This window comes from Paenibacillus sp. FSL R7-0272 (assembly GCF_037969905.1).
In the GTDB taxonomy this organism is placed as follows: Bacteria; Bacillota; Bacilli; order Paenibacillales; family Paenibacillaceae; genus Paenibacillus; species Paenibacillus polysaccharolyticus.
In genome coordinates this window covers 6,368,210-6,394,720 of the sequence record NZ_CP150221.1, presented here as the reverse complement: position 1 = coordinate 6,394,720, position 26,511 = coordinate 6,368,210, and the positions used below count along the sequence as shown (strand labels likewise).

Below are 26,511 nucleotides of genomic sequence, written 5' to 3'. Positions count from 1 at the left end.
AAGTCCAGGCTCAGCTTTTTGTGGTTTGGTTTTCCCGAAAATGAACTTATAACGAATCCATATCGGTCTGGTCAGGGATAAAAAAGGAAACCTTCGTCCCTTGCCCAGGAGAGCTGACAATCGTCAAACCCTGTCCATAGAGCTGATTCAAGCGCCGATGGGTATTGGTTAAACCGATGCCTCCAGGCTTTAACGGATTCGGTTTAGGCCATGCGAGCGCTCGTTCAATCTGCTCCGGCTGCATGCCTGAGCCGTTATCTTCGATCTCGATCAGCGTACCAGCGGTTTGGGTAACGATGCGAATCCATACCGTCCCGCCGTCCACTTGACTGAGGACACCATGGCGAACGGCATTTTCAATCAGCGGCTGGATGGTGAGCGGAGGAAGAATCACATCGATGTCTTCTGGAATGTCCCAGACTACGTTTAATCGTTCCGCGAATCGTTCCTTCTCAATGTAGAGATAGGCTTTCGAAAGGTCTATCTCATGGGTGATCTCCACCATTTTCTCCGAATTCACAAAGTGGAAGCTGGTCTGCAAATATTCGATAAAAGCATCTCCCAATCGCTGCATTCGATCTGTATCGATCTCACTGAGCATCATAATGGAATTGAGTGTGTTAAACAGGAAGTGAGGCTGGATCTGTGCCTGCAAATAAGCGGCTTCCATCCGCAATCTCTCATCAATCGATTGTTTCAACACAATCAATGAACCAATGCGATGTCTCAACTCTACAGCGTCAACAGGCTTGGTCACATAATCAGTAGCACCGGACATGAATCCGGCATAAATATCAGCAGGTTCGTTGCGGGCCGTTAACAACAGAATAGGAAGCTCCGATACGGGATAACGTTTACGCACGCTCTCTGTCAGTTCATAACCGGACATATGAGGCATCATCACATCGGCAATTAATAAATCCCATGACTGCGTATTTAGTAATTCCAGGGCTTCTAACGCTGAAGTGGCAGGTTGTATATCATAGGGTTCATTCGACAGCATCGAGATGAGTACACGTAAGTTGACCGGATCATCATCGACAGCGAGAATGCGAGCAGTAGTTTTCCCAGGTATGACGGGGTTCACAGGAGGTTGCTCTTCATCTAGGCTCACAGCAACCTCACTCAGATGCTGGACACCCCATCGCGAATGCTCCGTCTGATCGGTCTGTTCGGTTAAGGCAGTTGTATCTTTTCGTGGCAACGAAACTTGAAAAGTAGATCCTTGTCCCAGCACGGACTGCACGGTAAGTTCACCACCATGAAGCTCTGTGAGCTGTTTGCTGATACTTAACCCGAGCCCAATCCCACCACTCAAACGTGCTTGAGCAGTACCTTGCTCGTAAGCTTCAAATATTCGTTCTTGTAACTCCTCGCTAATTCCCGTGCCTGTATCCGAAACTTGCATAATGACGCTATCTTTATCTGCCCTGACCGATACGGTAATGGTACCCTCATCCGTGAATTTGAGCGCGTTATGCAGCAGATTGTACAAGATCTGAACAAGTCGTCTCTCATCTGCCTGAACAAGCGGTAATCCCTCGGGTGTATCTACGATGATCTGGACTCGCTTGCCCTCCGCCATAAATCGGAACATACCAATGACGCCGGATATGACAGAGGCGAGGGATAACGGTTTTTTCTGCAATATGATGCGTTTTTCTCTCAGACGAATGACATCCAGAAGATCATCAATCAATTGCGACATCTGTCTCCCGATATTGACGAGCAGTTTCATGTCTTCCGTATGTTGTCCTCCGGATTGACGCTGTTCGCGCACCGCAATACTTTCGGCAATGTTAATAATCCCATGCAGGGGAGTGCGCAGTTCATGCGCGGTGTTCACCAGGAATTGATCTTTTTGCTGGTCTTCCACTTTGAGCTGTTCATACAGTTTTTCAATTTCAGTGGCATTGCGGAAATATTTTCTGAACCAGTAGGCCGCAAAGCCAAATATGGCAGCAATAACATCGATCGGATAATACACATTGGTGATTTCGTTGTGTGAGTTTACAATTCCCCACAGCACACTGGACATACTGCTCATTGCTGCAAAGAGCAGAAAGCTTGCGTCGCTTTGTTTGGCTGCGGCCATTTTGAAGAACAGGAGCACAGACCAACCAATGGCGAACAAATACAGGAAATCAGGAATTTGAGTATGAAGTGCTTGGTACACAAGCGTTACGGGAGCAAGGAGCAAAAATAATAGATATCCTCCTACAATACCGGCATATGCAAGAAAGAGCTTTCGCCCATGATTCGGATTCGCAAAGCTTCTGGCCAGCATAAGAAGGAAAAGCGCAAATGAAGCATATGAAATCGCCTTGGCTTTAACCATCCAAGTGAAGTTCAGTGGCAGCCAGTTTAATAACAGCCCGTCATGGTCAGAGACCACCGTTAAGGCCGTGGCCAGTATTAACAACGAGAACGTGAGCAGTGCCCGCTGCTTCCGGATAAATAGAAACATGACAAAGGCATACAGGCTGTGCAGAAGCAGTATAGCGAACGTAATTTTCTGCAAATCAATCGATAAACCTCGCTCACTTCCGATGGCTTCAGGAGAACCCAAGTATAGAGAACGCGTAATGCCTCCACTGAATGGATCGTCGAAATTGGCTGTCTGCACAAGTAGAGTGAGTTCACTCGTCTTGTCTAGTGCATAGGAAGTTACAAATGCAGTCCTTTCTGGTTGATAGCTTTCGGCATCGCTGGCAGGTTGACCGAACTGGGCAACAACCGTTCCGTTGATCTCAATGATGGATGAGGTCTGAATTTTCTGAGCCCAGAGGGATATTTCCTTCACCGAAGGGTCGAGCAGTATACGAAGCTGGTACGTTCCATATCCGAATGACGAAGCAGAAGGTGGTTGTAACGCTTTGCGCCAATCACCCGGCACTTGGACCCAGGTGGAAGGCTTGTCCGACCCCATATCTGAATTCGTATGTTTATCTTCTCCGCCAGAAATCAATGCATGGGGTGTGAACCCCCATTCTCCATCCAGAGAGATCGGGGAAGTGTCAGCAAAATCCCAACCGCGAAGATCCAACACGCCTCGAACGGGTTCTGGATGATCCGGTATAACAAAAGAGGCGGACCATATCCAGCGAAAGCTAAGTAAAATGGTTAAAAAGACAAGGGACAACACGACATATCTAGGTATTTTTATATTCGTTATTGGTTTCATGGCAGATTTTAATTTCGACAAGTTTCGTCTAACTCCTGCACCGTCGTGTTCGATGAGCGCCCTTTTTTTATTTCGAATTTTAGACGTATTACCAAATTGATAGCGTTCGCAATCCAAAGTTTATGGTAAAATTATAGATTAAAGGATCATCAAGTGAGTCGGAGGGCTGTGCATATGAGAGTGATTTTGGTAGATGATGAAAATCTCGCTCTGAGCAGGTTAAATAAATTGTTAGTTGAGAGAGAGGATTGCGAGGTCATCGGTTCTTTTTTGAAGGCAGAAGAAGCGATAGAGCAAATTAAGCAACATTTGCCTGACCTCGTTTTCATGGATATTGAGATGCCGGGGATGAATGGAATTGAAGCAACTGAACGAATTCATGAGGTATCTCCAAGAACAGAAGTTATTTTCACAACAGCATATAACGAACATGCACTAACGGCTTATGGTCTTGAAGTGCTGGACTATATTATGAAACCCGTCACACGGAATCGTTTGGATAAAACGATGAAGATGTATCAGCGCAGGGCTGTACCGGCACCGATGGACGTGATCGAAGACACAGCAGAGCGAGGAACGTTAATCCGTTGCTTGGGAATGCTTCAGGTGCAGTTGCATCCGAATGAGGCGCCCAAACATCTGAAGTTTAGAACGACCAAAATCAGAGAACTATTCGCGTATTTGCTCCATCATCGCAATAAACCGATCAAGCGTGACACCCTGCTTGAGCTGTTATGGCCGGAGCTCGATGAGAGGAGAGGTATAACGAACCTGCACAGTGGCATTCATCGCTTACGTGGTATGCTGAACGAATTCATGGGTGAGGACCGGATTTCGGTACGCTATCAACAATTTGGTTATATATTGGAAACTGGCGAACTCCGGATTGATGCGGAAGAGTGGGAGAGCCGTCTTAACCGATTGCCTTCATTATCGCCGTCTACACTTGCCGAGCATCGGTATGTTTCGGATCAGTATGAAGGCAAGTATTTCGGTGAGGGTGATTACGCGTGGGCGGAACTGGAACGTCAGCGATTGCATGCGCTCTGGCAGAATCATGCGCTGAAGCTTGCGCAATACTACATTGAATCGGGACACCCTAATGAAGCCCTGATGTTGTACCACCAGATGCAGCAATTTGATCCGATGATGGAGGAGGTCAGCCTTTCTTTAATGAAGTTGTATGATCGGTTAGGCAATAAAGAGCCGGTGGTTGCTCAGTATCATCAATTGGCAGCAGCATTACAACAAGAGGCAGGAGTAGACCCTGGCCCCGAAGTGGAATCATGGTATCAGGAATGGAAAACCAGGAATATATGAGCATCTGCTCACTGGGATATTTGGCGTATGGAAAAAATCAATGTGTTGTACCTTGTAACAGCCTCATGAATGAGGCTGTTTTTTATCCCAACGACACTGCCAAGAGTACTTGTTACTCATTGTTACTCGTTGCAGGGGTACTACAGAAACCACTCCGTAGCCTGTTCATTAAAAAATCGGGTCACCTCGGGATACTCGTTCAGATCAATCTCTTGCTGGCGTATGATTTTATTGAGAAAAATGGTGTCTGTTAACATTTTGCTGATGATGAAACGGCATTCCATGGGGGTATCCTGGAAAGCATCTATAAGTACTTGAATTTCGTTAAAATCAAAGAACAGGATATATGAAGCGTAATTTTGAAGCAACACGGTAAAACAGTAATCACGATATGATCTGGAGTTCACCGAAGCACCCTCAGCGGCAACTTCCAGTGTATCTATATTGGCAGTGGTATCGGAATCCGAATCAGCACTAGCGTTTGTCTCACACGTCACATCCATCATGACATCAGCGAGCAAATCTCTAATGATCTGGCAAAATGCCGAAGGATCATCCTTGTATAGCTTGAGCATTCCATCGACATCGTTAATGAGTTGAATGGCGGGCTCCAAACTTTTAATAGAAGGTATGATTAACTTGGGGGAACGTCCCTCAATGACCTGTAACAGCTCCAGAGTTAACGCTTTGCAGGCTTGAATCTCGTCTGCTGAGATCACGATATGTTCCGCGTGCTCGTCGCGATGTGTGGTGTAGTGATTATAATAAGCAACGAAATAATCCTTGAGTGGAATGCCCGTATTGGTATGAATCAAACGTTGTTGGTCAAATGTACAGGCGTATAAAGTCTCATCATTCACCGGATGGGCGTAGAGATAGATAAAGAAGAAAAAGTCGCGCAGCGACTGCTTCTGTGAAGCATTTAAACAAGTTATGTCATGCAGATGGGACAGCTGGAGGAAGCTATATTTTTTCATCACATCATTCATATCGCTGTAGGTGTTGTGTGTGTTGATGGATAGGGTGCTATTAATTGTGAACAGCAGGTAGTACAGAATCATCTCATCGTAAACATTCAGTTGCTCAAACGTCTCAGCTAATACGGGCTTCCAGTCTGGCTTTGATCCATAGTAGGGGTCTTTCGGACGTAATCGGACGATCCAGCCTGAGAAGGTTTCCTCGGGGTGATCAATACAGAATAACGCTGCACTGTCATCCTCATATTGACCAAATGCCATTATCATATCTCCGTGTGTGGGTTCCGGGGGGAGATGGAATTTAAGACGAATATAATCATTATATAAAGTGTGGAGTCTCATTTTCGGATAACCTCGTTTCATAAATACATTGGATTCCTGTACTTCTGCCTCGCTCTTCATTGTACTCTCTGGTTTCTATTCTTTGCATCCTATTCGACACCTGTTCGAGCACTCCTTCCATATAAATCATGTCGTAATACTTTTGCCCTGCTCATGGATGCCAAAATCTGAGATGATGAGTTCACCAAAGGTTCGGGTGACGAACTTCGGAACCTCGAACTCTTGGCCTTCAGGCTATGGCGGTCCTTCCTTCTACATCATTGGAGATTACTAGGGTCGCCGCTCTCCTGAAGACTTCAAATCAGAGAGGAGGCGTCCAGGCTATCATATTCCTTCCTTCTCAAGCTAACCACCAAATGTTAATTAGGGATATGGCTTTCCTGGACTCTTTGATCATGAACAATAAAGATGTAAATTACAGCAATATAAAAATGAACAGTATCTATGTGCGCAGAGCCGGCAAATTAATGATCGAGCCTGACCAACAGAGGGTGCATCGATTGCCCAAAAATCTTCTGGCAACAGCGCTCAAAAATATAGAGTCACTTGGGTTTACCTTCTCCAATGAGCTGATGCAGGCATTGCGAACGCTGTCCGAAGAACAATTTGCAGCATTGATTGGGCAGCTGGTCCAAGACCTTAAAGTGATGGTCGGTGCCCATGTGAAGTACAAACCGATGTATGCGGGATTCCCGGAGCAGGTGATGGAAGCAGACGAAGCGGAGCTTTACTTGAATGCTGTTTTTTATTACCTGACACATCATACACTGGGTGATTTTGAGCCTTCAGATATGGCTGCTGGCGCGCGGTCTCCTTTCCTGGAGCAAACGAAGCTGAGAATCATTGATCTGGGGAGCAAGCAAGCGTTCCAGAAGCTGATCCGTCAGGTAATCGAAGCGAATGGCTCCATCTCGGATACGGACAAAAAAGATATCAAACAAGCGTTGAAACATGCCGATCCGAGTGATGTTGAGACCATGCTGCCTGAGGAGATTCCGTTTAAGGAGAATGTAGGATTTGTCGTTGCGGTGTTACTGAAATATGAACTGGCAAGCATGGAACGTATCGGGACTTATTTTAAAACGGCAAGCGATGTACTCCGACTGGCAGTATCCTGGTCGGAGGGGGACGTCAGTCTGGCAACCGCCACGCCTTTCCGTAAATTCAAACGCCGTGAGCGCCGCTTGCTCCTCAGTTTACTGGAGCAATGCGGCTCCATCACGGAAGATATGCTGCGCTACAAGGATCGCTGGATTCGTCTGGGGGAGATTTTGCACCCATCCGAATACAAGCTACGGTATCCGCGGAGCCAGAAAGCCTTCGATATCCTGCGAAATAACAAGTCGTTTACAACCTTTAACGGTAGCGTTGAACTGGCATTCCAGTATCGGAATATTTGGAGCCTGATTGACCTGTTGTCCCAGCGTCCGGGTGAATTTGCACGGAAGCTGGATCATATGTTACGCATAACAGAACATGAAGAATATGTGCTGCTCGCTTTTGGCGAGGTAGCGGGGCAGGTGTCCACGCCGGTGTTATTGCAGGTGAGACAGCATTTCGCACAGCGGAATGAAGCGTCAAAAATGCGAGTGTTTTTTCCGAAAGGCAATGTCGCCAAAGCGGTTGGTATCCCGAATGAGTTACCGGAGCTTGACGAAGCTGTGTGTCAGGAAGTGGTGCAATTATGCGAGCAGGCCCTGATCACACGATTCGCTGAATTCCCTTCGCTCGGGAAGACGTATGTCGATGAGCGGCTGCAGCATTATCTGGTGCCTTTTTCACAACGATCTGCGAGCAAAGCCTTACGAACGATTGTGAGAGGAAGCCGTATCCCGATGGGGGAGGGCGACACAATTCGTTTCTTCAGCTGGTGGAAAGAAGGCGAGGTCGATGGTACACCTACAGGGCGTGTGGATATTGACCTATCTGCGATCATGTATGACAAGAACTGGAACTATGTTGAACATATTTCATATACGAATCTGAAGTCTGTTAAATATAAGGCTGTCCACAGCGGCGATATTGTGACTGCACCTTATGGGGCGAGTGAGTTTATTGATCTGCATATCCCTTCGATTGTGAATTATGGCGGAAGGTATGTGGTGACCACACTTCACTCCTTCACCAGTCATCCGTACTGCAACTTGCCGGAATGTTTTGCAGGCTGGATGATGCGTAAGAAACCCGGCTCGGGCGAAATCTATGAACCATCCACGGTGGAGAACAAGATTGATATTACGGCTGATACGCAGATCGCAATTCCCGTCATTCTGGATCTGGTTGATCGTATGATCATCTGGACGGATCTGGCGCTGACAAGGTACCCGGACTATTACAACAATGTGGAAGGCAATCGGGGAGGCATCGTGCTGATGGGGAAAGCAATGACTTCATTACGCAAACCTCACCTGTATGACTTGTTCATGATGCATGCCAAGGCGAGAGGTGAACTGGTGGATACGAAGGAGCAGGCCGATACCATCTATGCGGTCGATGAAGGTGTGACACCGTATGATATCGAGCAGATTATGGCGGAATATCTGGCTTGATCTGTACAAGGACGGCATGATTTGGAGTGGATTGGGTAATGTGAGGTACTGTGTTGTGTTGGAAGTCCATGAGTATGTATGTGCAAGCACAATTAGCACAACTGGTGAAGAAGGAGCAGTCATAAGGCTGCTCTTTTTTAGGCTGGTTCAGAAGCTATGCAGGAACATATCAATGGGAGAGTCATGTTAACATGACTTCATTTGACGATGAGTTCCATTTTATAGTAACCTTGGCGTGACTATAAGGGGTTGTTGCTTTCTTTTTCAAAGAAATGCTCAAAGGAGTGATCTAGTCTACATGAATAATAATACAAGTCACAATAAAAGCCTGGATGCCATTCTCGACCAGTATGCATTTAACGAGCAGTCATCTTCCACTGAGTTGATCGAGTTCACATTAAAATCATTGCAGAGCTTGTTGCCACTCGCTGGCTTCAAGATTGTCAAATCCCGCAAAGCCCTGGAGATGAGAACGAAGGAATTGTTGATATCCATCTATTTGCAGGCCAATAGACATAATACAGCAGGAACGAGCATAGAAGTTATGCTGCACTGTAAAGTTACGCATATCAAGCATAAGTCCTACACAGGACTGCCGGAAAGTTACTATGAGCATTCGGAGATAAAGTGGTATGAATTATTGGGGAAAGAGGCATTCGAGGGCAGCCTCTTATCGATGATGGAGTACATTACACAACACGAGATTCCATTAATCGAGCAGCTTATATCTGATCCTCAAGGTGTGATAGGGGCAAAATATAAGGAACATAAAGAACATGAGGAATATAAGAACGATGCAAAGTTAAAAGACAAGATATTCAGCCCTTATTTTTACTATCGCTATGGGACAGATGCGCAATTTGAACAGGCGAGGCAGCGATACGTTGCGAGTCTAAGTGAAGTGCAGAAACAGCATTATGAAGAGGCCTTCATCAAGTTTCAAGAAGATGTAAACTGTCCGATTAAGCGTGGAGAAGATTGGGCATATTTGACGGTGGCCAAGAAGGAGGGGCGTGAAGTATGACTATTACCCCTGTCATTTTGGTGTTGTTTGCGTTGGTTAGCTATTTCTTTATTTACTTTATGTGTAAAGTGATTAATCCTCAGGCACCCAAAGGATATGTTATGTGGGCTGGAGTTTGTTTTGCAATTCTGACGGTGATGTTGTGTATTCTATTGCTTCTTCTCCATCAGCTGATCTAGAGATGCATAAGTTAGCTAAGATCCAGTCCCCGAAGCTTTGGACAGCGGCTAACGATCACAGATAACGTTATTTGGAGCATTTGAGCCTGTTTGAAAATCTAATGGAGCTAGAATAAAAAGTGGACACCCGTTAACGGACGGAAGGATAATAAGGCTAACGGAGGTGTGTTCACATGGGAGAACAGCGGCAACGATACAATGAAGAGTTTAAAAAACAAACGGTAAAATTTATTCAAGAACAGACCAAGACACTCGGAGACTTGGCAGAAGAACTCAACATTCCAAAAAGTACACTACACCAGTGGATGGGCAAGTATCGCGAACTTAAACATGAGCCTGTAGCTAGCGTAGATCGAGTGAAAGAACTGGAAGCAGAGCTTAAAGAAATGCGCCGGTTACTTCAAGAGAAAGAGCATACGCTTGCGGACACGCAAGAGGAACTGGCTATTGTAAAAAAAGCAGTGCACATCTTCAGCAAACCAAAGCGCTAAGGTTTCAGTTTGTGGAAGACCATCGCTCCCAGTTTTCTTTGGAGAAGATGTGCACTCTGTTACACGTGTCACGGAGCGGATATTACAAGTGGCGGATGGATCTAACCAGTAAGCAACAGCATCGGAGAACTGAAATCATGAAGCGTATTCGGTTTCATTTCTACGACCACCAGAAGCGGTGTGGAAGTCCGAAAATTACGTATGCGCTCCATCTGGAAGGATACAAAATCTCTTCCCGTACCGTCAGTATATACATGCGTCAAATGAATCTTCGTTCCGTGCACAGTCCTCGGTATCGTGTCCAGACGACGGATTCTAACCATCATCATCCCATTGCACCAAATACGCTGAACCAGCAATTTCAAACGTCCAAACCGAATACCGCATGGGTCACCGATATCACCTACATTCCCTGCCGTGGAGGCCGGTTATATCTCGCCAGTGTTCTGGATTTGTGTACGCGTGAGATTGTGGGCTGGCGCCTGTACAACCATATGGAAACGAGCTTGGTGTTAGATGCATTGAAAGATGCTTACCAGGCCAAACGCCCCGCTTCAGGATTGCTCCATCACTCGGATCGTGGCTCACAGTACACGTCAAAAGAATACGTGGAGCAACTGAAATCGTATGGTATGGAGCTCAGTATGAGCCGCCGAGGAAACTGTTACGATAACGCATGTATCGAGTCTTGGCACAGTATTTTGAAGAAGGAACTCATTTACTGTAACCCTCGTTTTAAGAATCCAGAAGAGGCGTATAACGCCATTTACCAGTACATTGAGTTCTATTACAACCGCAAGCGAATGCATGGTGCGCTAGGTTATCTTTCCCCTACTCGTTTTGCGAAGAAGTTTACGGACAAATCCGTCGCGTAAGTGTCTACTTTCTTGACATAGGTCCACAGATGACGCTATTTGCGTTTTTTCAGTGGAAAATCATCGTCTTTAATACATTTTGGCCGAAATAGCGTCACTGGAGATCGTTAGATTTCTAAATGTGTGAAAATCAGCCTAATAAGGTCACTGGTGATCGTTAGAGTTGAGCGTGTTGCCTAGGTCGTGTCTTAAACCTCACTGAAATGGATTTTTTCACCTTTCAATCCTGCTGCGACACTTTCCCTTCCCAAGCTGCCCCGGCACGCCTGCGAGAAACTTCCTCCAATCCTCATTCCCCTACTGCTTCCACGCATTCGCTTCTTTCACCACTTCTGCACCGCCTGCAGACATGAACTCCTGTACAAACTCATCGAATTCACGGAGTGGTCGCTCACCTGTAATAAATGAGATATAGGCTTTGTTCTTCAACCGGATTAACGAATCGCTATATTTAGCCAGAGCGGGTGTAGCGACCTCCAGCGCGTTATAAATGCCGTCCTGATCGAGGTGTAGCGTTGAAGCCCATTGCTCCCGTTCTCCCGTCTCTTTCAGCGGAACCGTCATGCCGATATTGGCACCAATCGTATTCTGATACCCGAACATGGTGTCATATGGCGGCATGATGACGACATTCCGGGGCTCGGCTGGTGTCCAGACCCAGTGTTTATTTTGCAAGCCATAGGTCATGCTTGTTGCTTTATCTGGATCAGGGCTTGCACTAACCTCATCCAAAATACGCAGAATCATCTCCAGCTTGCCCGGCTCCTTGACCGCATCCGCTCCGATGGCAGTGAAGCTCATTAACATGTCATTTCCTTTGGAGCCACGTTGTCCGTGAGGTCCCATGAAGGGTTGGCCTAATGTGACCCCAGCTTCAGGGAACTTGGCCGTTAATTCTTTTACATTAAAAGTTGTTTGGACTGGACTTTTCACAACTTTACCGTCACGTTCAACATGCCAATCCTCATAATCGCCATCCTGAATCCAGTGGTAGTAGTTACCCATCGAGGTCATCCCGATTTTACCGTTAATAAACGCATGGGACAGATGTTTGTAACCGCCTTTATTCTCGCCAGTGACAAACTCGGGATCGATTACACCGTCCTTGTACCATTTCCGCAGGTAGGTCAGTGCTTCCTTCATTTCGGGCTGCAACGCACCAATAACTTTCTTCCCATCCTTCGTGCCGAAATACAGCTGGTCTGCAAAAACAATCTGACCGAAGGCTCCGAATACCACATTCATGCCTTCACTAGATAAACCATACGTGTCCTGGATGCCGTTGCCGTCGGGATCATCAAAGGTAAATGCATAGATAACCTTCTCGAATTCCGCCAGCGTCTGCGGAACGGACAAACCCAGCTTGTTCAGCCAATCCTGCCGATATACCACCGGTGTACGGTAGATGTTCGTTGGATTGATGACAGGAATGCCATAATACTTCCCGTCTATAACTCCTGCATGTTCATAGGCCGGGGCTTGTTCATGGATGATACGCATGAGATTTGGGGCATACTGCTTCAACGTCTCTACCGGAATCTCGGCAAGCACCCCTTGCTGCTGATATTTCAACAAATCCTGCGGCTGACGGATACGGAATAGGTCGGGAATGTTACCTTGAGCCAGCTTCATATCGAGAAGCGACTCATATTTGTTGTTTTCCATATTCCAGATGTCCAGATCTACATCAAATTGCTCTTCCACCTGTTTCAACATCTCGGCATCTTGCGGAACGGGCAGATTTTGATGCAACGTCCACGAAATATGATATTTGGCTTTGCCCGAAGGAGAGGATGGCGTACCGTTCAGCTCTGATTCGACTACAGCATTGGGTCCGGTCAGCAGATTACAGCCGCCAAGAATAACGCCCGCCAGCGTCAGTAGTGCCGTAGTCAGAAACACTCGATAGCGATAAGGAACTTTCGCTCCTGCCTGCTGTTCCTTCACCTTCATCCGATCCATCCTCCTCATCCTTATGATCCGGCTTCGGATATTGCTGCCGAAGAGAGATTGCGTACATAGTTGCCCGGTGTACAGCCGTACATTTCTTTGAAACGTTTAATGAAATAGGCGGTTGTGCCGTAACCAACCGAGCTTGCAACCCGGTCAATGGTCATGTTGTTGTTTTCAATCAACAGCTTGGCCTGCTCCATCCGCCTTGATGTTACATAGTCGGTGTAGGTGACACCCATTTCTTCCTTAAAGAGCTTGCTCAGATACTTGGGACTAAGGAATACTTTGCTTCCAACAGCCTCAAGTGAGAGGTCTTCCGAAAGGTTGGCTTCAATATATTGCTTGGCCAGTTCGATGGTGGAGACGGCTCGATCACTGTTACGATTCTCGGTTTCTTCTATAAATGTAGTGATTGATGCTGTCAGCCAGTTGCGGTATGCCAATATATCATGCAGATTTGTATATTCGTGATACAGATCAGGGTGTCCGAACTGCAACGGGTGCTTATAACGAACGTTTTTGGCTGCATCTGAGTAGATAAATACCATATTTGACAGGATAAAATGGCAATAATCCGCGGGGAATTCCCCTTCCCGCATAAGTTCAACCACTTGTTCGATGGTGCCTACAGCCTCATCAAGTTGCCTGCTCTGAAGTTTGTCTCTGAACTTGGCAAGCAAAGTCTGCGGAATTTCATCCAGGCTGTGCTCACGCTGAAGCAGGGAGTGATCTTTCAGAATGTGCAGCTCTGGCAAAAGATAAGCATATTTCATTAAGACTTGTGCTTCGTTGAAGCTCTGATGAATATCACGTAGATCCTGGACCCAACAGCCCGTAGACAGTTGAATGTCTGGTTGTAACTGCTGACGTGTCTCTGCGAGCAGCAGCTCGGCGAACTTGTCCAATAACGCTTCTGAAGCCACATCCGTACATAGAATGACGGCAAATCGCTTATCTGGCAGTTCTTCTGCAATGAGACGGCTATCTTGCAAGGACAAACATTCCAGCCCATGCATCAGTTTGGCAATGGTCTCAGGCTGTTTCGATGAGCCACTTTCAGCAATCGCTGAACCGGTATTCATCAGCATGCAGCAGTATTCCTTGTATTGTCTTGCGATACCGAGAGCAGCACGTTCCTCTTTCCATGGCCTGTGTTCCGGATTACCTTGCAAAAGGTTAAGCACAGCTTTGTGCCTTACAGCCGCACTGTTCGCATGTACAGTCTCTTCGAGATGATTCACCTGTTCTTTGAGATGAAGAAAGGCATTATCGATCAGGCGAAATTCATTGGTAACCTGATGAGATGTAGTCCCAGAAAGATCCTTAATGCGGCTCACCAGTCGTTTGATCGGACTATAATTCGCGTGTACAAGCACAGCGGATAAAATCAGCCCGATCAACAGCGCAATGAGACAGATCCCAAGAATAAGTTTCTGGATCATGATGGACTGTTCATAGTAGTAGCTGGATGGTGTAGCACTGTAGATCATCCACTGAGTCGATGGTAACGTTTGATAGGAAACCACATATGGTGCATCGCCAATCTTCTCGTCGAAGCTACCTTTGGCGTGGCCTAGCTCAAGCGTCTTCTTCAGACTTGCGGTGTACATATCAGACTGTCCGGCACTTTGTTCTTGCAATCGACTCACTGCATTCCCGGCAGCGTTGACGATCACGGTATGTTGATACTGGGAAGGCATCATATTCTCAATGATTGCATTCACGGCCTCTTCTTTGACATCTATGGCGATAATGACATCACTGGTTTCTCCTGTTGAGCGAAAAGGATAGCTGTGCGCATACGTAAACAAACCATTGGTATTCTCGCTTGTCTGACTGGAGAAAATGTCCTTTGGAATATGACGTACTGGCGTCCACAGGCTGTTATGTTTACTGGTGCGCATCTCCTGAAGCCAGTCCGCATAATACACAGACCCTTCGCTCTGATCCGCATTATAGCGCAGTCCATAGAGCGAGGAGAGCATAATATTACGTGCAGGATAATAGAGATGAATGCCTTGAACAATATCGGTATTGGCGGCAACCTTGGCTTTGAGCAGTTCTTGCAGGTCTACCACCTGATTTAATTCATTTCGATCCTCCTGATCGGTAAAGAGACGAATATTGGCTGATTTATTAAGAGAGAGGTCAACATACATCTGTTGCACCCGCTTGAGTACGGTTCCTTCAATAGTACGTGCTGTATTTTCAAGAATCAGCTGATTCTTATTTCTTAATTCTTCATTGTAACTGCGTGAGAAATAGATATAGAAAAATGAGCAGATCAGCAGCACAATAACGATGACAATTGAACCATAAGAAAGGGCTAGTCCCGCCCATGCAGAGCTCCACTTTTTCATCAAACATTCCTCCCGGCCCAAATTATACACTACCCGAATTCAGTAAGGTTCACGATTTATATTAACTTGATGTAAAATGTTGAGGATTTATGATATTGCGTCGAAATTGATACAATGACGAAATTGTTTTATTGCTGGTTTTGCGGCCCCAATGCTACATTGAGACCGTACCGAGACCAACTATTAAACGATGGGAGTCGACAAATTTGAAAACGAAAGTGATCAAACGCAACAAGAAGAGATTGTTCGCCGCAGCGATGGGAGTCGTTCTTTTATCCAATACCTTTGCCGCAAGCAACGTGCTCGCTGCATCAGATGAGACAACCATTCCATTGCCACCTCAACCAGAGTGGGGATATTTTGTAGACACGTACAAAAATAACACGGGTGCAGGCATGACGATTAATGGCAACCCAGCCATAGGTACTCTCTCGGAGTTTCTTAAACTATGGACACCGGGAACGTCTTGGGACAATGGCATAGAGCAAAACAAATTGGTATTGGACCACAATATTGATTATGTTGTACATCGTGCTGAAACCCGCACCGCAAAAGATGAAGAAGATGCTTATTATACAGATCGAAGAAACCAGACGTATGGAGCAGTAGAAGGGCTGGGTGCTTTAACGGATGTGTATCGTGAGATGTCAGGAACGGTAACTTCTATCACGTATATTCCACAAGAGGCATTAGCGAAGAAGTTTACAGATACGAATGATTCCAACAAAGGAGGAGACTCCGACTCTGAGCTTGGTAGTATGGTAGATTTGATTGGTAAAGTGCGGGGGAACTATGCCTCAACACAACAAGCAAAGATGTTTTACCAATATAAGCGACCTTTCCGTTGGAAAGATGAGTCTGTGATCGTGCCTACATTGGTTAAAGTACAAAGTGACACTCCAGCTAAAGATGGCGGATTCCCGAGTGGTCACACCAATGCCTCCTACCTTGCAGCAATCGCACTGGCATATTCTGTTCCTGAGCGCTTTCAGGAATTAATGACACGTGCATCTGAAATGGGAGATGACCGGATTGTAGCCGGCATGCACTCACCGCTTGATGTTATGGGAGGTCGTGTACTGGCGACGGCATTCGCAGCTTCGGCTTTGAATGATCCAGACAATCAACAGTTGAAACAAGATGCGTACAAGCAGGCACATGATATCCTGTTGAAACAAAATGGAACAGCAGAAGATCGGTTCACAGATTATCAGAAGAATAAAGAAGAATACACTCAACGTTTAACATATGGATTCCCGCAGATCGATTCAACGAACGAACCTGTTGCTGTACCTAAAGGTGCAGAAGTGTTGCTTGAAACTAGACAACCTTACTTGTCCGACCAGCAACGTCGTGCAGTACTGGCGACAACAGCTATTGCTTCCGGTTATCCGGTATTGGATGATCCAGAAGGCTGGGGACGTCTTAACTTGTTTGCTGCGGCAGATGGATACGGCGCGTTCAATCATGACGTGAAAGTAACAATGGATGCGGCTAAAGGCGGATTCAATGCACAGGATGTGTGGAGAAACGATATTTCCGGTACAGGTAAATTGACGAAAGAAGGCAGCGGTACCCTGAAATTAAGAGGTAACAACACGTATTCCGGTGGTACAGAGATCAACGGAGGTACATTGGAAGGCGACACGCCTTCGGCATTTGGTACAGGTAACGTTACAAACAACAGCGGTACAGTGACCGAAAGTGTATACGGAAAATGGAACATTGAAGGGAACTTCACTCAAGGATCAACAGGGGTGTTGGAACTGAATGTAGCGACAGCTTCAGATGTACTTGATGTGAAAGGTACGATTCAAGCAGCTGGGGAGCTGGATGTGAATTTTGGTAACGGTTATGTACCGGGTGCAGGTACGTTCACACTAGTTACTCATGGTACAAACCAAAGAACGGGTCAATTCACCTCCGTTAACGTCCAAGGACTACCGTCAAAATACAGCACACAAGTTGTATATGAAAACAATCGTATTGCTTTAGTGATCACAGATACAACCAACACAGGAACTACACCAGGAAATGGTGGCGGCGGTTCTTCGACTGCACCTTCAACAGGCACACAGCCTAGCCCAGGTACAACGACACCATCGACAGGAACACAACCTGTACCAGGCACAACGACGCCATCGACGGGAACACAGCCTAATCCAGGTACAACGACAAGTCCGTTCAAGTCTGGAGTTGTTAACCCGGATAGTTTGCTGAAAACAGTAAGCGATGCTATTGCGGCAACCCAGAATCAACAATTCGTCGTTCGTGATATCGCGAGTCACTGGGCTAACGAAAATATTAACATTGCCCTGAAACTGCGTGTCGTTAACGGTTATGAGAACGGATCGTTTAAGCCGAATGCTCCTGTAACACGAGCTGAATTTACAGCAATGATTGCACGTGCTTTTGGACTTAGTGAGAATAAAGCAGCAAATAGCTTCAAAGATGCAGGTTCTAACTGGGCTGCTGGATATATCGGGGCTCTCGCAGATAAGGGTGTAATCGGTGGATACACAGATGGCTCCTTCAAGCCGAATGCAACGATCACTCGTGCCGAGATGATTGCTATCATTGCCCGTGTTCTCGATCTGAATGCGCTGGCTACGGATGCTCCGACTAAATTCAGTGATGTAAAAGCCGGAAACTGGGCTGCTGAAGCGATTGAACTTGCTTCATCCGCGAAGCTGGTTAATGGATTGGCAGCTTCCGAGTTTGCGCCAAACGGCAAATCAACTCGCGCTGAAGCGGTAACGATCATCATCCGTGCGCTGGAAAGCGACAGCACAATCAAATCACTGATTGCAGGTCTGTAATTCAAATCTCATCCCATCTCATCCTACTATGATCGATCAAGATTGCCGGGGCGGTTCGCATATGCGAGCCGTTTCGGTTTTTTTGTTGTGAATGATGCTGTAGACATCTATGTCATCCGAGTTTGTAGTAAAATATGGATTAGACGGATTTTTGCTCAATACGAACTTGTAATGGATACCAATAAGAAAAAGAAGTATTCATAGGGACGGGAAGCTTATCATTGTATGGATATGTAATATAATGGTATTATGGTAATGTAACTGTAAGAAAATCGTATCAAAAGGTGTTTTGGGAAAGGAGGTTAATACGGAAGTATTGCAACTATGAGGTACACATCAAACGATGTGGCACATCACAATCCACCGTAGAGGTTGAGCATACATCAAAATGTAAGCGCTTCATAATGTGATGATAAACAGGAGGGATATTGACGTGACTCAACGTTTCATTAAAAAGGGAATGAGTATGCTACTGTTCATCGCCATGGTTGCTTCCGTTTTTGCTTTTCCTGCTTCAAAGAGCCATGCAGCCACCATCCAGGTGACAGACAATGGTTCCCGAATTGAGGTGAATACCGGGTCCGGGCTTGTGTATGTGGTCAACAAAACAAATGGAGATATCATCTCGGCCAAGATGAACGGAACGGAGCTGAATAGCAATAGAGGCTCACACATTGGTTCAGGTTTGGGGTCTTCCGCTAATGTAACGTGGAATAAATCACCCTCGGGTTCAACGGTGTTGATCACCGTTTCAACCAACACGCTGACTCATTATTATGCTTCGCGCGGTGGTGAGAATATTATCTATATGGCTACCCATATTACGGCACAGCCGTCTATTGGAGAGCTTCGTTATATTTTCCGCGGCAATGGGAGTGTACTGTCCGGTGTGCCGGTGAACTCGAACAACCGGGGTAATACGGGGGCGATTGAAAGTCAGGATGTATTCGGATTCGCGAATGGACAGTCAGCTTCTAAATATTATGGTAATGATCAGGCGAAAGACCTGTCTGTTCGAGGGGTAACGGGCAACGGAGTTGGTGTATTCATGGCTTACGGCAACCGAGAGAAAAGCTCAGGCGGGCCTTTCTTCCGTGATATTCAGTTCCAGAGCGGTTCTGAGACGGAAGTCTATAATTATATGAACTCGGGACATGCCCAGACGGAGAACTGGCGTCTTGGTCTGCATGGGCCGTATGCCCTTATTTTTACAACTGGTGGCACTCCTGCGGCACCTGATTTTAGCTGGATGTCAGGATTAAATCTGCAAGGATGGGTGACCAGCCGAGGGAATGTGGTGTTGAATGGACTTTCTGGCATGGATGCAGGTTATGCTTATACAATTGGATTTGCGAACAGCAACGCTCAGTATTGGGCAAATGCATCATCGAGTGGGTCTGCAACCAAGTACGGCATGATTCCGGGAACATATGCCATGACGGTGTATAAAGGTGAGCTTGCCGTATACACGGAAAATGTGAACGTGAATGCGGGACAAACGACAACGGTGAACACCCGCACCATCAACAATGATCCGAGCAAAGCCTCCAGCATCTGGCGGATTGGGAACTGGGACGGGACACCGCGGGAATTCCTGAACGGACAGACGATTCCGATTCGTCATCCTTCGGACAGTCGCAACCCAAGCTGGGGGCCGGTAACGTATACTCCGGGCAGTGCAACGAATCGTTTTCCGGCTATTCAATTCCGGGGTCAGAACTCGCCTACAACGGTGAATTTTAACTTAAATGCAGCGCAGGCATCCTCCTCACATGTGCTGAATATCGGTATCACAGCTGCTTACAATAATGGCCGACCAAGTGTAACTATTAATGGACGCACATTAAGTAATCCAGCGCCTTCTGCTCAGCCGAACTCTCGTAGTTTCACCATCGGCACGTACCGGGGCAACAATACCACCTTTAGCTGGAATATTCCCGCATCACACTTTGTTAACGGTGCCAATACAATCACCATTACACCGATCAGCGGCTCCAGCGACCTAGGTAACTGGTTAAGTGCTGGTTGGGTTTACGATTGTGTGGAACTGCTGAATTAACGAAGGAAGCAATAGCTTGAGTAGCCTGACTGAATGGATAACATGGGGTCGGGCTACTTTTTTAGGCTTTTCAATGTTAAATGCCATTGCGATGTAGACCGTTTCCCTCTTCGCTGGAGAAGCGGTTCCGTATAGTGGTATAATTTTCAATACATAATGATGAGAAGAAGGAACGGAGGCACGATGATGAACGAAGAGTTATTGGAGCAACTGGAAACTTGGCATGAGCAAGATGAGTACGAGAAAATTGTAGAAGCAGTGCAGGAGATTCCTGCAGAAGAGAGAGACTACGAGCTGGTGAATCACTTGGGCCGGGCCCTAAACAATCTGGAACGATATGAAGAAGCTGTGGAGCAATTCCTGACCGTGGCCGAAGAGGGAGCAGATGACCCGCTCTGGCAATACCGGATTGGACTGGCTTATTACTATCTGGAACAATACGACAAGGCAGAGCAAGCTTTTGAACGATCCGACGAACTGGAACCGGGGGATGAAGATACGCTGGAGTTTCTGGAATGGATTCGAAACCGGGACGATGAGGAAGAAGAGGATGAGGACGCGGACGAGGGCGAGGGCGAGGGCGTAACGGGTGAAGATGACGAAGACGGTGAGTTGGAAAAAATAACAGCCAAAGAGCAACCGGTGGTGATCTCTTCTATACCTTTAGTCCATGATGATCCAGTACCCGTATCCGGTGAATTCTGGAATGACAGTGAATTGGCTCTGGAGCAGTATGTGTCTGATCTGCCAAGCGATGGCTTGATTGAATCGGTGGAAGAACAACTTGTATTCCGCTTGCCTGCCTCTTACATTGAGATGATGAAGGAACATAACGGTGGCATTCCGTATAACCGCTTTTTCCCCGTGACAAACGAAGAGTCTGGAGAAACCGGACATGTCGAGATTGAGGGGATATTAGGTATTGGCCGTGAGAAACGCCATTCGCTGTGTGGTGAAGAAGGAAGCTGGGCTGTGATTGAACGTGATGGTTATCCCGAGATTGGGGTGGTCATTGCCAAATCACCTTCTGAAGCAGGAGTTGTCATGCTGGACTACCGTTCTTTCGGCAATGATGGTGAGCCGGAGGTCGTGTACGTTGATAAAGAACAGCGTAAAATCATTCCCCTCGCACCGAACTTTGAGACGTTTATTCAAGGCTTAATGCGACCGGAGGTTTAATGCCTTTTATGCAATAATGTTATATAGAAGAGAAGCCGCAAGGGCTTGACCCTTGCGGCTTCTCTTTTGTAATGAAGAATAGCTCCACATAAATCTGCGCTGCACTTTTAAACTACTACGCCGGGAATCCGCCGCCTGGAGGCGGCCATGCGCCATAGAAACGGCGAAGCAGCACAATCTCGCCGAGATGATAAGAGTTATGTGAGGCGATATTGCGCAGTAATCCACCTTTGGTTTCGTCTGGGAAAAAGAGAAGCGGATCATTCAGTTGTGCGGTTTCTGCGATGGATACGGCTTGATCAATTCCGCCCAGGAATGCCTGAATATCCTCTTGCCAAGTTGCTTCATCCTGTGGGCCTGTCTCTACCGGCCAGCTCTCGCTTACGTTGGCTGGCATCTGCGGCTTGCGCCCCTCAACATGCTCCAGCATGAAATTCTGCCAGTAGTGCATATGTTTAACCAATTGATAAATGGTATAGGGCATAGCCTCATGCGTACGTCCCGCCAGCTCCACATCAATATCGGGCAGTGCTTTGGTTATGCGAATATGTCCGCGCTCCCCTACGAGGGATTTAACAAGGGCTTGTCCAAAACTCTGATTTACATCTGACATGTGTGATCTTCCTCTCTATAAGAACAGGCTCTGGCCTGTCATTATGTCCATTATACAATTAAATTGCAGAAAATTAAAAAGTGGAAACAGGGACCTGATTTGGAAAACACGTATGATATAATAGTATAAATAAAAATTAAGACCTCTGGGTCGAGGAGGAAGCTCCTGTGAAGGTCATTCTGGTTGATGATGAACGTCTTGCGTTGATCGGACTGCAAAAGTTATTAGAGAAAGAAGTAAGCGGCATTCAGATTGCTGCCAGCTATATGAATCCGGCTGAGGTGATGGCAGGTGTTGTGCTGCATCGGCCGGATGTGGTATTTCTGGATATCCATATGCCAGAAATAGATGGAATGGACTTGGGGCGGCGAATTCAGGTCGCGGTGCCCGGTACTGAGATTATTTTTGTCACCAGCTATGATCAATATGCAGTTCATGCCTTTGAACTTCAGGCATTGGATTATGTGATGAAGCCCGTGCAGACGGAACGTCTCAAGCGGACGTTGCAACGTGTGCGGGAGAAGCTTGCCGTCAGATGTGAACAGCGAGTGATGGATACAGAAGTTCCCTTGATCTGCTGCTTCAATCAAATAAGCTTTAAACTGCCAGGCAAAGAGCCGCAGATCGCCAAGTGGCGTACCAGCAAAGCTCAGGAGTTGTTTGCCTACCTTCTACATCATCGGAACCGGGTTATTTATCGCAGTGTGCTGCTGGACCTGATGTGGCCGGGAATGGAAGAAGAGAAGACAGCGCATCAACTCTATACTACGATGTATCATGTTCGTCAGACATTGAAGGCTTGTGGTATGGATATGATTACAATTCAAAGTGCGCATCTGGAAGCGGGCTACAAGCTTGAAGTGGGGGATGCTCAGCTGGACAGTGAGCAGTGGGAGCAGGAGATGAAAGCATGGAGGGAAGTGCAGCCCGGAACGGTTCAAGCTTATGAACAGGCATTATATCGGTACAAGGGCACCTATTTTGGACAATACGACTTTATTTGGGCTGAACCTGAGCGGGAGAGATTACGTTACCTGTGGTTGTACCATATGAGACAACTCAATCTCTATTATCTCAAGCAGGATGAGAACGAACGTGTAGTCGAGAACATGCAGCAGATTCAGCAGATGTTACCTGACGAAGAAGAAAGCTACTTCATGCTCATGAAACTATATGATGAGATAAATCATGACCTTGGTGTAGAAGAGCAATACCGGCTCTTAATGAGCAGAATGGAGCAGGACTTGGGCATTCCAATTAGTGAAGAGATTCGTCATTGGTATCGTGACTGGAAGCTGGGCTTAACTGAGCCGGGGCAAACGATGGGATGAAGGCACAGGATAAAGGATGGGTAAAGCGTTATCACTACATATGGATAATGTTGGTTATTTTTGCTGTATTGCTAGGTACGCGTTGGGTGTGGTTTCAGTTATTTCCGATTACGGATGAACATCGCGCCGTGAATGGCGTCATTGACTTGCGAGGGGGCGATCTGGAACAGTCTCCTGTGATGTATCTGAACGGAGAGTGGGAGCTGTACTCGCATGAACTATTAACGGGTCAGCAGCTTATGAACAAAGGGGAGAATGCCAAAGGAAAGCTTGTTCGGGTTCCAGGGGACTGGAGGGAAGAGCTTAAACCGGATGGGGGAAATTCACTTGGATATGCGACATATCGATTGCGTATTTTGACTGATCCACTTCAGACATCCGTGACCTTCTGGTTCAAAGATATCCGCAGTGCATCCGATGTCGAGATTAACGGAGAGAACGCTTATCGTATGGGACGAGTGACGGACAATGAAGTGAGCTATGTACCCAGGGGCACGGCTTTTACAGCCACCTATGATCAGGAAGGTACGACATCCATTGAACTGCTTGTTCGTGTAGCCAATTATGACAGCCCTTATAAGGGTGGGATTAGCAAACCTGTCCGTTTCGGCTCGGAAGCTGCTGTAGAATATGCGCGCTGGTGTTCCATTGGTTTTCAACTGGCGATCTTTCTTGTGCTGATGCTGCATGGAATGTACGCCTGTATTTTGTATGCTTTCAATCCGCAAGAGCGGGCCTTGCTGGTTTCAGCTATTCTTACATCTTCGGTTGGTTTCATTATTATGGCTGGTCATGATAACCTCTTGATGCTGTGGCTACCGATAAACTATACATGGGGAGTCAAGCTGCGGGTCATCTGTGTAATGTTGCAAAATTCTTGTATCCTGCTGTTATTCCAGAGACTGGCTCTCGTTCATATCCGAAAAAAATGGCTTCAAATTTATGCAGCTGTCACTTTAGCTTATATTGCTGTCATTCTGGTCGTGCCTATCAGCGTTGTTTATGCGATGAGTCATTACTATGTGATTAACCTGTTCACTATGATCTCAGCGTTCTGGTTCTTTTCAATTGTAGCAACGATGATCTTTAGAGTATCACTGGATCGGGATACGGTCTTCCTGCTTCTAACTGCTGGAGGTATTATATCGAACCTGTTATGGAGTGCAGCGGGGAGGTTCGGGGGCGACATGACCGTTTATTATCCGCTGGATATCGTTTTTGCGATTACGGGATTTTCGGCCTATTGGTTCAAAAAGTATTTTAGAAATGCCCACGAAATTATAGAGCTGAATAAGGAGCTGCAAAAAGGTGACAAGATCAAAGACCAGTTCCTCGCGAACACATCGCATGAGCTGCGAACACCGCTGCACGGAATCATTAACATTGCTCATAATGTCGTTATTCGGGAAAAAAGCAAGCTTGAAGCGCGCAGTGTAGAGGATATGGAGCTGCTTATTACGATCGGGCGCCGAATGTCTCATCTGCTTGGCGACCTGCTGGATGTTGTACGACTTAAAGAGCACCGTATTACACTGCAGTGTTCTCCGGTATCCGTGCAATCTGTTGTGCCTGGCATCATGACGATGCTGGGATACATGGTTGAACGAAAGCCGGTTCAGCTGCAAATGGACATTAAAGAAGGTTTCCCTCAGGTCATGGCCGATGAGAAGCGACTTGTGCAGATTATGTATAACCTGTTGCATAATGCCCTTAAACATACAGAGGGAGGTACGATTACGGTAAGTGCCGAGCTTATTGAGAGCCATGCTCTAATTCATGTTGCCGATACAGGTACAGGTATGGACGAGGAAACGCAAGCGCGAATTTTTCTTCCGTATGAGCAGGGTCCCTATGATGAACGGGACGGACAGGGCATCGGGCTTGGATTAAATATCTGCAAACAGCTTGTTGAGCTGCATGGCGGATCACTGTCCGTGAGTTCCATGCCAGGGGCGGGCTCAATTTTCAGCTTTGATCTGCGGCTGGCTCAGCCAGCCGAGCAGGAAGATCCGCAACCGCAGCTGGCTGAGCCACTGCCTGCCGTGTGGGAGCAAAGCTCCAAGATGATGGAGGAAGCATTAAACGGCTTTGTGTTACAGCATACTGCTTCAGAACATGCCGAATCCGCAGCGGCAGAAGAAATGCCCCCTCTTTTGCCAGAAGGAAAGTCATTCATTCTGGCTGTTGATGATGACCCGGTTAACCTTGAGGTGCTGGTCAGTATTCTTTCTAATGAGCCTTGTCTGATTACAACCGCTCGTTCAGGGCAGGAAGCGCTGGAATTATTAAATACACGCCAGTGGGATTTATTGATTACGGATGTAATGATGCCTTACATGTCGGGATATGAGCTGACCCGGAAGGTGCGTGAGCAGTTTTCCATGTCAGAGCTTCCCGTGCTGCTGCTCACGGCTCGAAGTCAGCCGCCAGACATTTATACCGGATTTGCGTCTGGAGCCAATGATTATATTACCAAACCGGTGGATGCCGTGGAGCTTAAATACCGGATACGAGCACTGACGATGCTGAATAAGTCTATCAAGGAGCGGCTGCGGATGGAAGCGGCCTATCTGCAGGCACAGATTCAGCCTCATTTCTTGTTTAATACGCTGAATTCACTGATGGTGCTGAGCGAGATAGATACGGATCATATGCGCAGGCTGGGAGAAGCTTTTTCATCTTACCTTCGCATCAGTTTTAACTACCTCAATACTGGAGAATTAGTGAGGTTGTCCCATGAGTTGGAGCTCGTCGAAGCGTATCTGTTTATCGAAAAAACACGATTTGAGGACCGGCTGTCTGTTGTCTTGGACATGGAGTCTAATCTCACGCTGCGTCTGCCTCCTCTATCCATTCAGCCTCTGGTGGAGAATGCGGTTAAACATGGTTTATTAAGCCGTACTGCCGGAGGAACGATATGGTTGAGCATTAACCGGTGTGAGGGTTACACCCGAATTGAGGTCAAGGATAATGGCAAAGGCATGCAACCTGAGCAAGTCGCCGCATTACAGGAAGCTTCCTGGAGCAGTAAAGGCGGGATTGGGATCGCGAACACAAACCGTAGATTGCTCCAGCGTTATGGCCGCGGACTAACCATTGTAAGTGAGCCGGGCGAGGGGACCACGGTATCTTTCGAGATTCCTGACAGTGAAACGGAATAACCCGTAGCTACGGAGTTTCGTTTCGGATCGAATAGCTAAACTCCTAACCTCCAAGGAATACTCACGTATGACCAGAATCGTTGAGCGGAAAACCT

Annotated in this window: 16 protein-coding genes; 11 read left to right on the top strand and 5 right to left on the bottom strand. The window is 46.8% G+C overall.

What is annotated here, in order from left to right:
- Positions 1-46: 46 nt before the first annotated feature.
- Entirely contained in the window at positions 47-3,205 is a 3,159-nt protein-coding gene (locus MKY23_RS27965) for an ATP-binding protein (protein ID WP_339834097.1), read from the bottom strand.
- Between the two features lie 153 nt (positions 3,206-3,358).
- On the opposite strand from MKY23_RS27965, the gene MKY23_RS27960 reads away from it, so the two are divergent.
- On the top strand, positions 3,359-4,504 hold the full coding sequence (locus MKY23_RS27960; protein ID WP_253499033.1) for a response regulator: 1,146 nt from the start codon (positions 3,359-3,361) through the stop codon (positions 4,502-4,504).
- Positions 4,505-4,644: 140 nt separating this feature from the next.
- Here the strand turns inward: MKY23_RS27960 and MKY23_RS27955 are convergent, their stop codons facing one another.
- Positions 4,645-5,742, bottom strand: a complete 1,098-nt coding sequence (locus tag MKY23_RS27955) for a hypothetical protein (protein WP_339834091.1) — start codon at positions 5,740-5,742, stop codon at positions 4,645-4,647.
- A gap of 476 nt (positions 5,743-6,218) precedes the next feature.
- Here MKY23_RS27955 and MKY23_RS27950 point away from each other — a divergent pair, with 476 nt between their 5' ends.
- The 5 genes from MKY23_RS27950 (at position 6,219) to MKY23_RS27930 (ending at position 10,941) form a co-directional block, all read left to right on the top strand.
- Complete coding sequence (locus MKY23_RS27950) at positions 6,219-8,372, top strand: TerD family protein (RefSeq protein ID WP_339834088.1); 2,154 nt, start codon at positions 6,219-6,221, stop codon at positions 8,370-8,372.
- Between the two features lie 298 nt (positions 8,373-8,670).
- On the top strand, positions 8,671-9,396 hold the full coding sequence (locus MKY23_RS27945; protein ID WP_339834085.1) for a hypothetical protein: 726 nt from the start codon (positions 8,671-8,673) through the stop codon (positions 9,394-9,396).
- Positions 9,393-9,575, top strand: coding sequence for a hypothetical protein (locus MKY23_RS27940; protein ID WP_339834082.1), 183 nt, complete (start codon positions 9,393-9,395; stop codon positions 9,573-9,575). The genes MKY23_RS27945 and MKY23_RS27940 overlap by 4 nt, the downstream gene beginning before the upstream one ends.
- 173 nt (positions 9,576-9,748) lie before the next feature.
- Positions 9,749-10,066, top strand: coding sequence for a transposase (locus tag MKY23_RS27935; protein WP_090924849.1), 318 nt, complete (start codon positions 9,749-9,751; stop codon positions 10,064-10,066).
- Positions 10,067-10,077: 11 nt separating this feature from the next.
- Positions 10,078-10,941, top strand: coding sequence for an IS3 family transposase (locus tag MKY23_RS27930; RefSeq protein WP_339834079.1), 864 nt, complete (start codon positions 10,078-10,080; stop codon positions 10,939-10,941).
- Positions 10,942-11,238: 297 nt separating this feature from the next.
- On the opposite strand, the gene MKY23_RS27925 is transcribed toward MKY23_RS27930, so the two are convergent.
- Complete coding sequence (locus MKY23_RS27925) at positions 11,239-12,894, bottom strand: extracellular solute-binding protein (protein ID WP_339834076.1); 1,656 nt, start codon at positions 12,892-12,894, stop codon at positions 11,239-11,241.
- A gap of 20 nt (positions 12,895-12,914) precedes the next feature.
- Entirely contained in the window at positions 12,915-15,254 is a 2,340-nt protein-coding gene (locus MKY23_RS27920; protein WP_339834073.1) for an AraC family transcriptional regulator, read from the bottom strand.
- 206 nt (positions 15,255-15,460) lie between these two features.
- Here MKY23_RS27920 and MKY23_RS27915 point away from each other — a divergent pair, with 206 nt between their 5' ends.
- The 3 genes from MKY23_RS27915 to MKY23_RS27905 all read left to right on the top strand — a co-directional run bounded on the left by MKY23_RS27915 (position 15,461) and on the right by MKY23_RS27905 (position 21,311).
- Positions 15,461-18,073, top strand: a complete 2,613-nt coding sequence (locus MKY23_RS27915) for an S-layer homology domain-containing protein (protein WP_339834070.1) — start codon at positions 15,461-15,463, stop codon at positions 18,071-18,073.
- 433 nt (positions 18,074-18,506) lie between these two features.
- Complete coding sequence (locus tag MKY23_RS27910) at positions 18,507-20,132, top strand: rhamnogalacturonan lyase B N-terminal domain-containing protein (protein ID WP_339834067.1); 1,626 nt, start codon at positions 18,507-18,509, stop codon at positions 20,130-20,132.
- A gap of 186 nt (positions 20,133-20,318) precedes the next feature.
- The gene (locus MKY23_RS27905; protein ID WP_339839753.1) at positions 20,319-21,311 is read left to right on the top strand and encodes an SMI1/KNR4 family protein; all 993 of its coding nucleotides are present in this window, start codon (positions 20,319-20,321) and stop codon (positions 21,309-21,311) included.
- A 115-nt stretch (positions 21,312-21,426) separates the two neighbouring features.
- On the opposite strand, the gene MKY23_RS27900 is transcribed toward MKY23_RS27905, so the two are convergent.
- Positions 21,427-21,924, bottom strand: a complete 498-nt coding sequence (locus MKY23_RS27900) for a DinB family protein (protein ID WP_339834064.1) — start codon at positions 21,922-21,924, stop codon at positions 21,427-21,429.
- Between the two features lie 167 nt (positions 21,925-22,091).
- Here MKY23_RS27900 and MKY23_RS27895 point away from each other — a divergent pair, with 167 nt between their 5' ends.
- Positions 22,092-23,255, top strand: coding sequence for a response regulator (locus MKY23_RS27895; RefSeq protein WP_154889825.1), 1,164 nt, complete (start codon positions 22,092-22,094; stop codon positions 23,253-23,255).
- 47 nt (positions 23,256-23,302) lie between these two features.
- Positions 23,303-26,416: an ATP-binding protein gene (locus MKY23_RS27890; RefSeq protein ID WP_339834060.1), complete on the top strand. Its 3,114-nt coding sequence runs from the start codon at positions 23,303-23,305 to the stop codon at positions 26,414-26,416.
- The last annotated feature ends 95 nt before the right edge of the window (positions 26,417-26,511 follow it).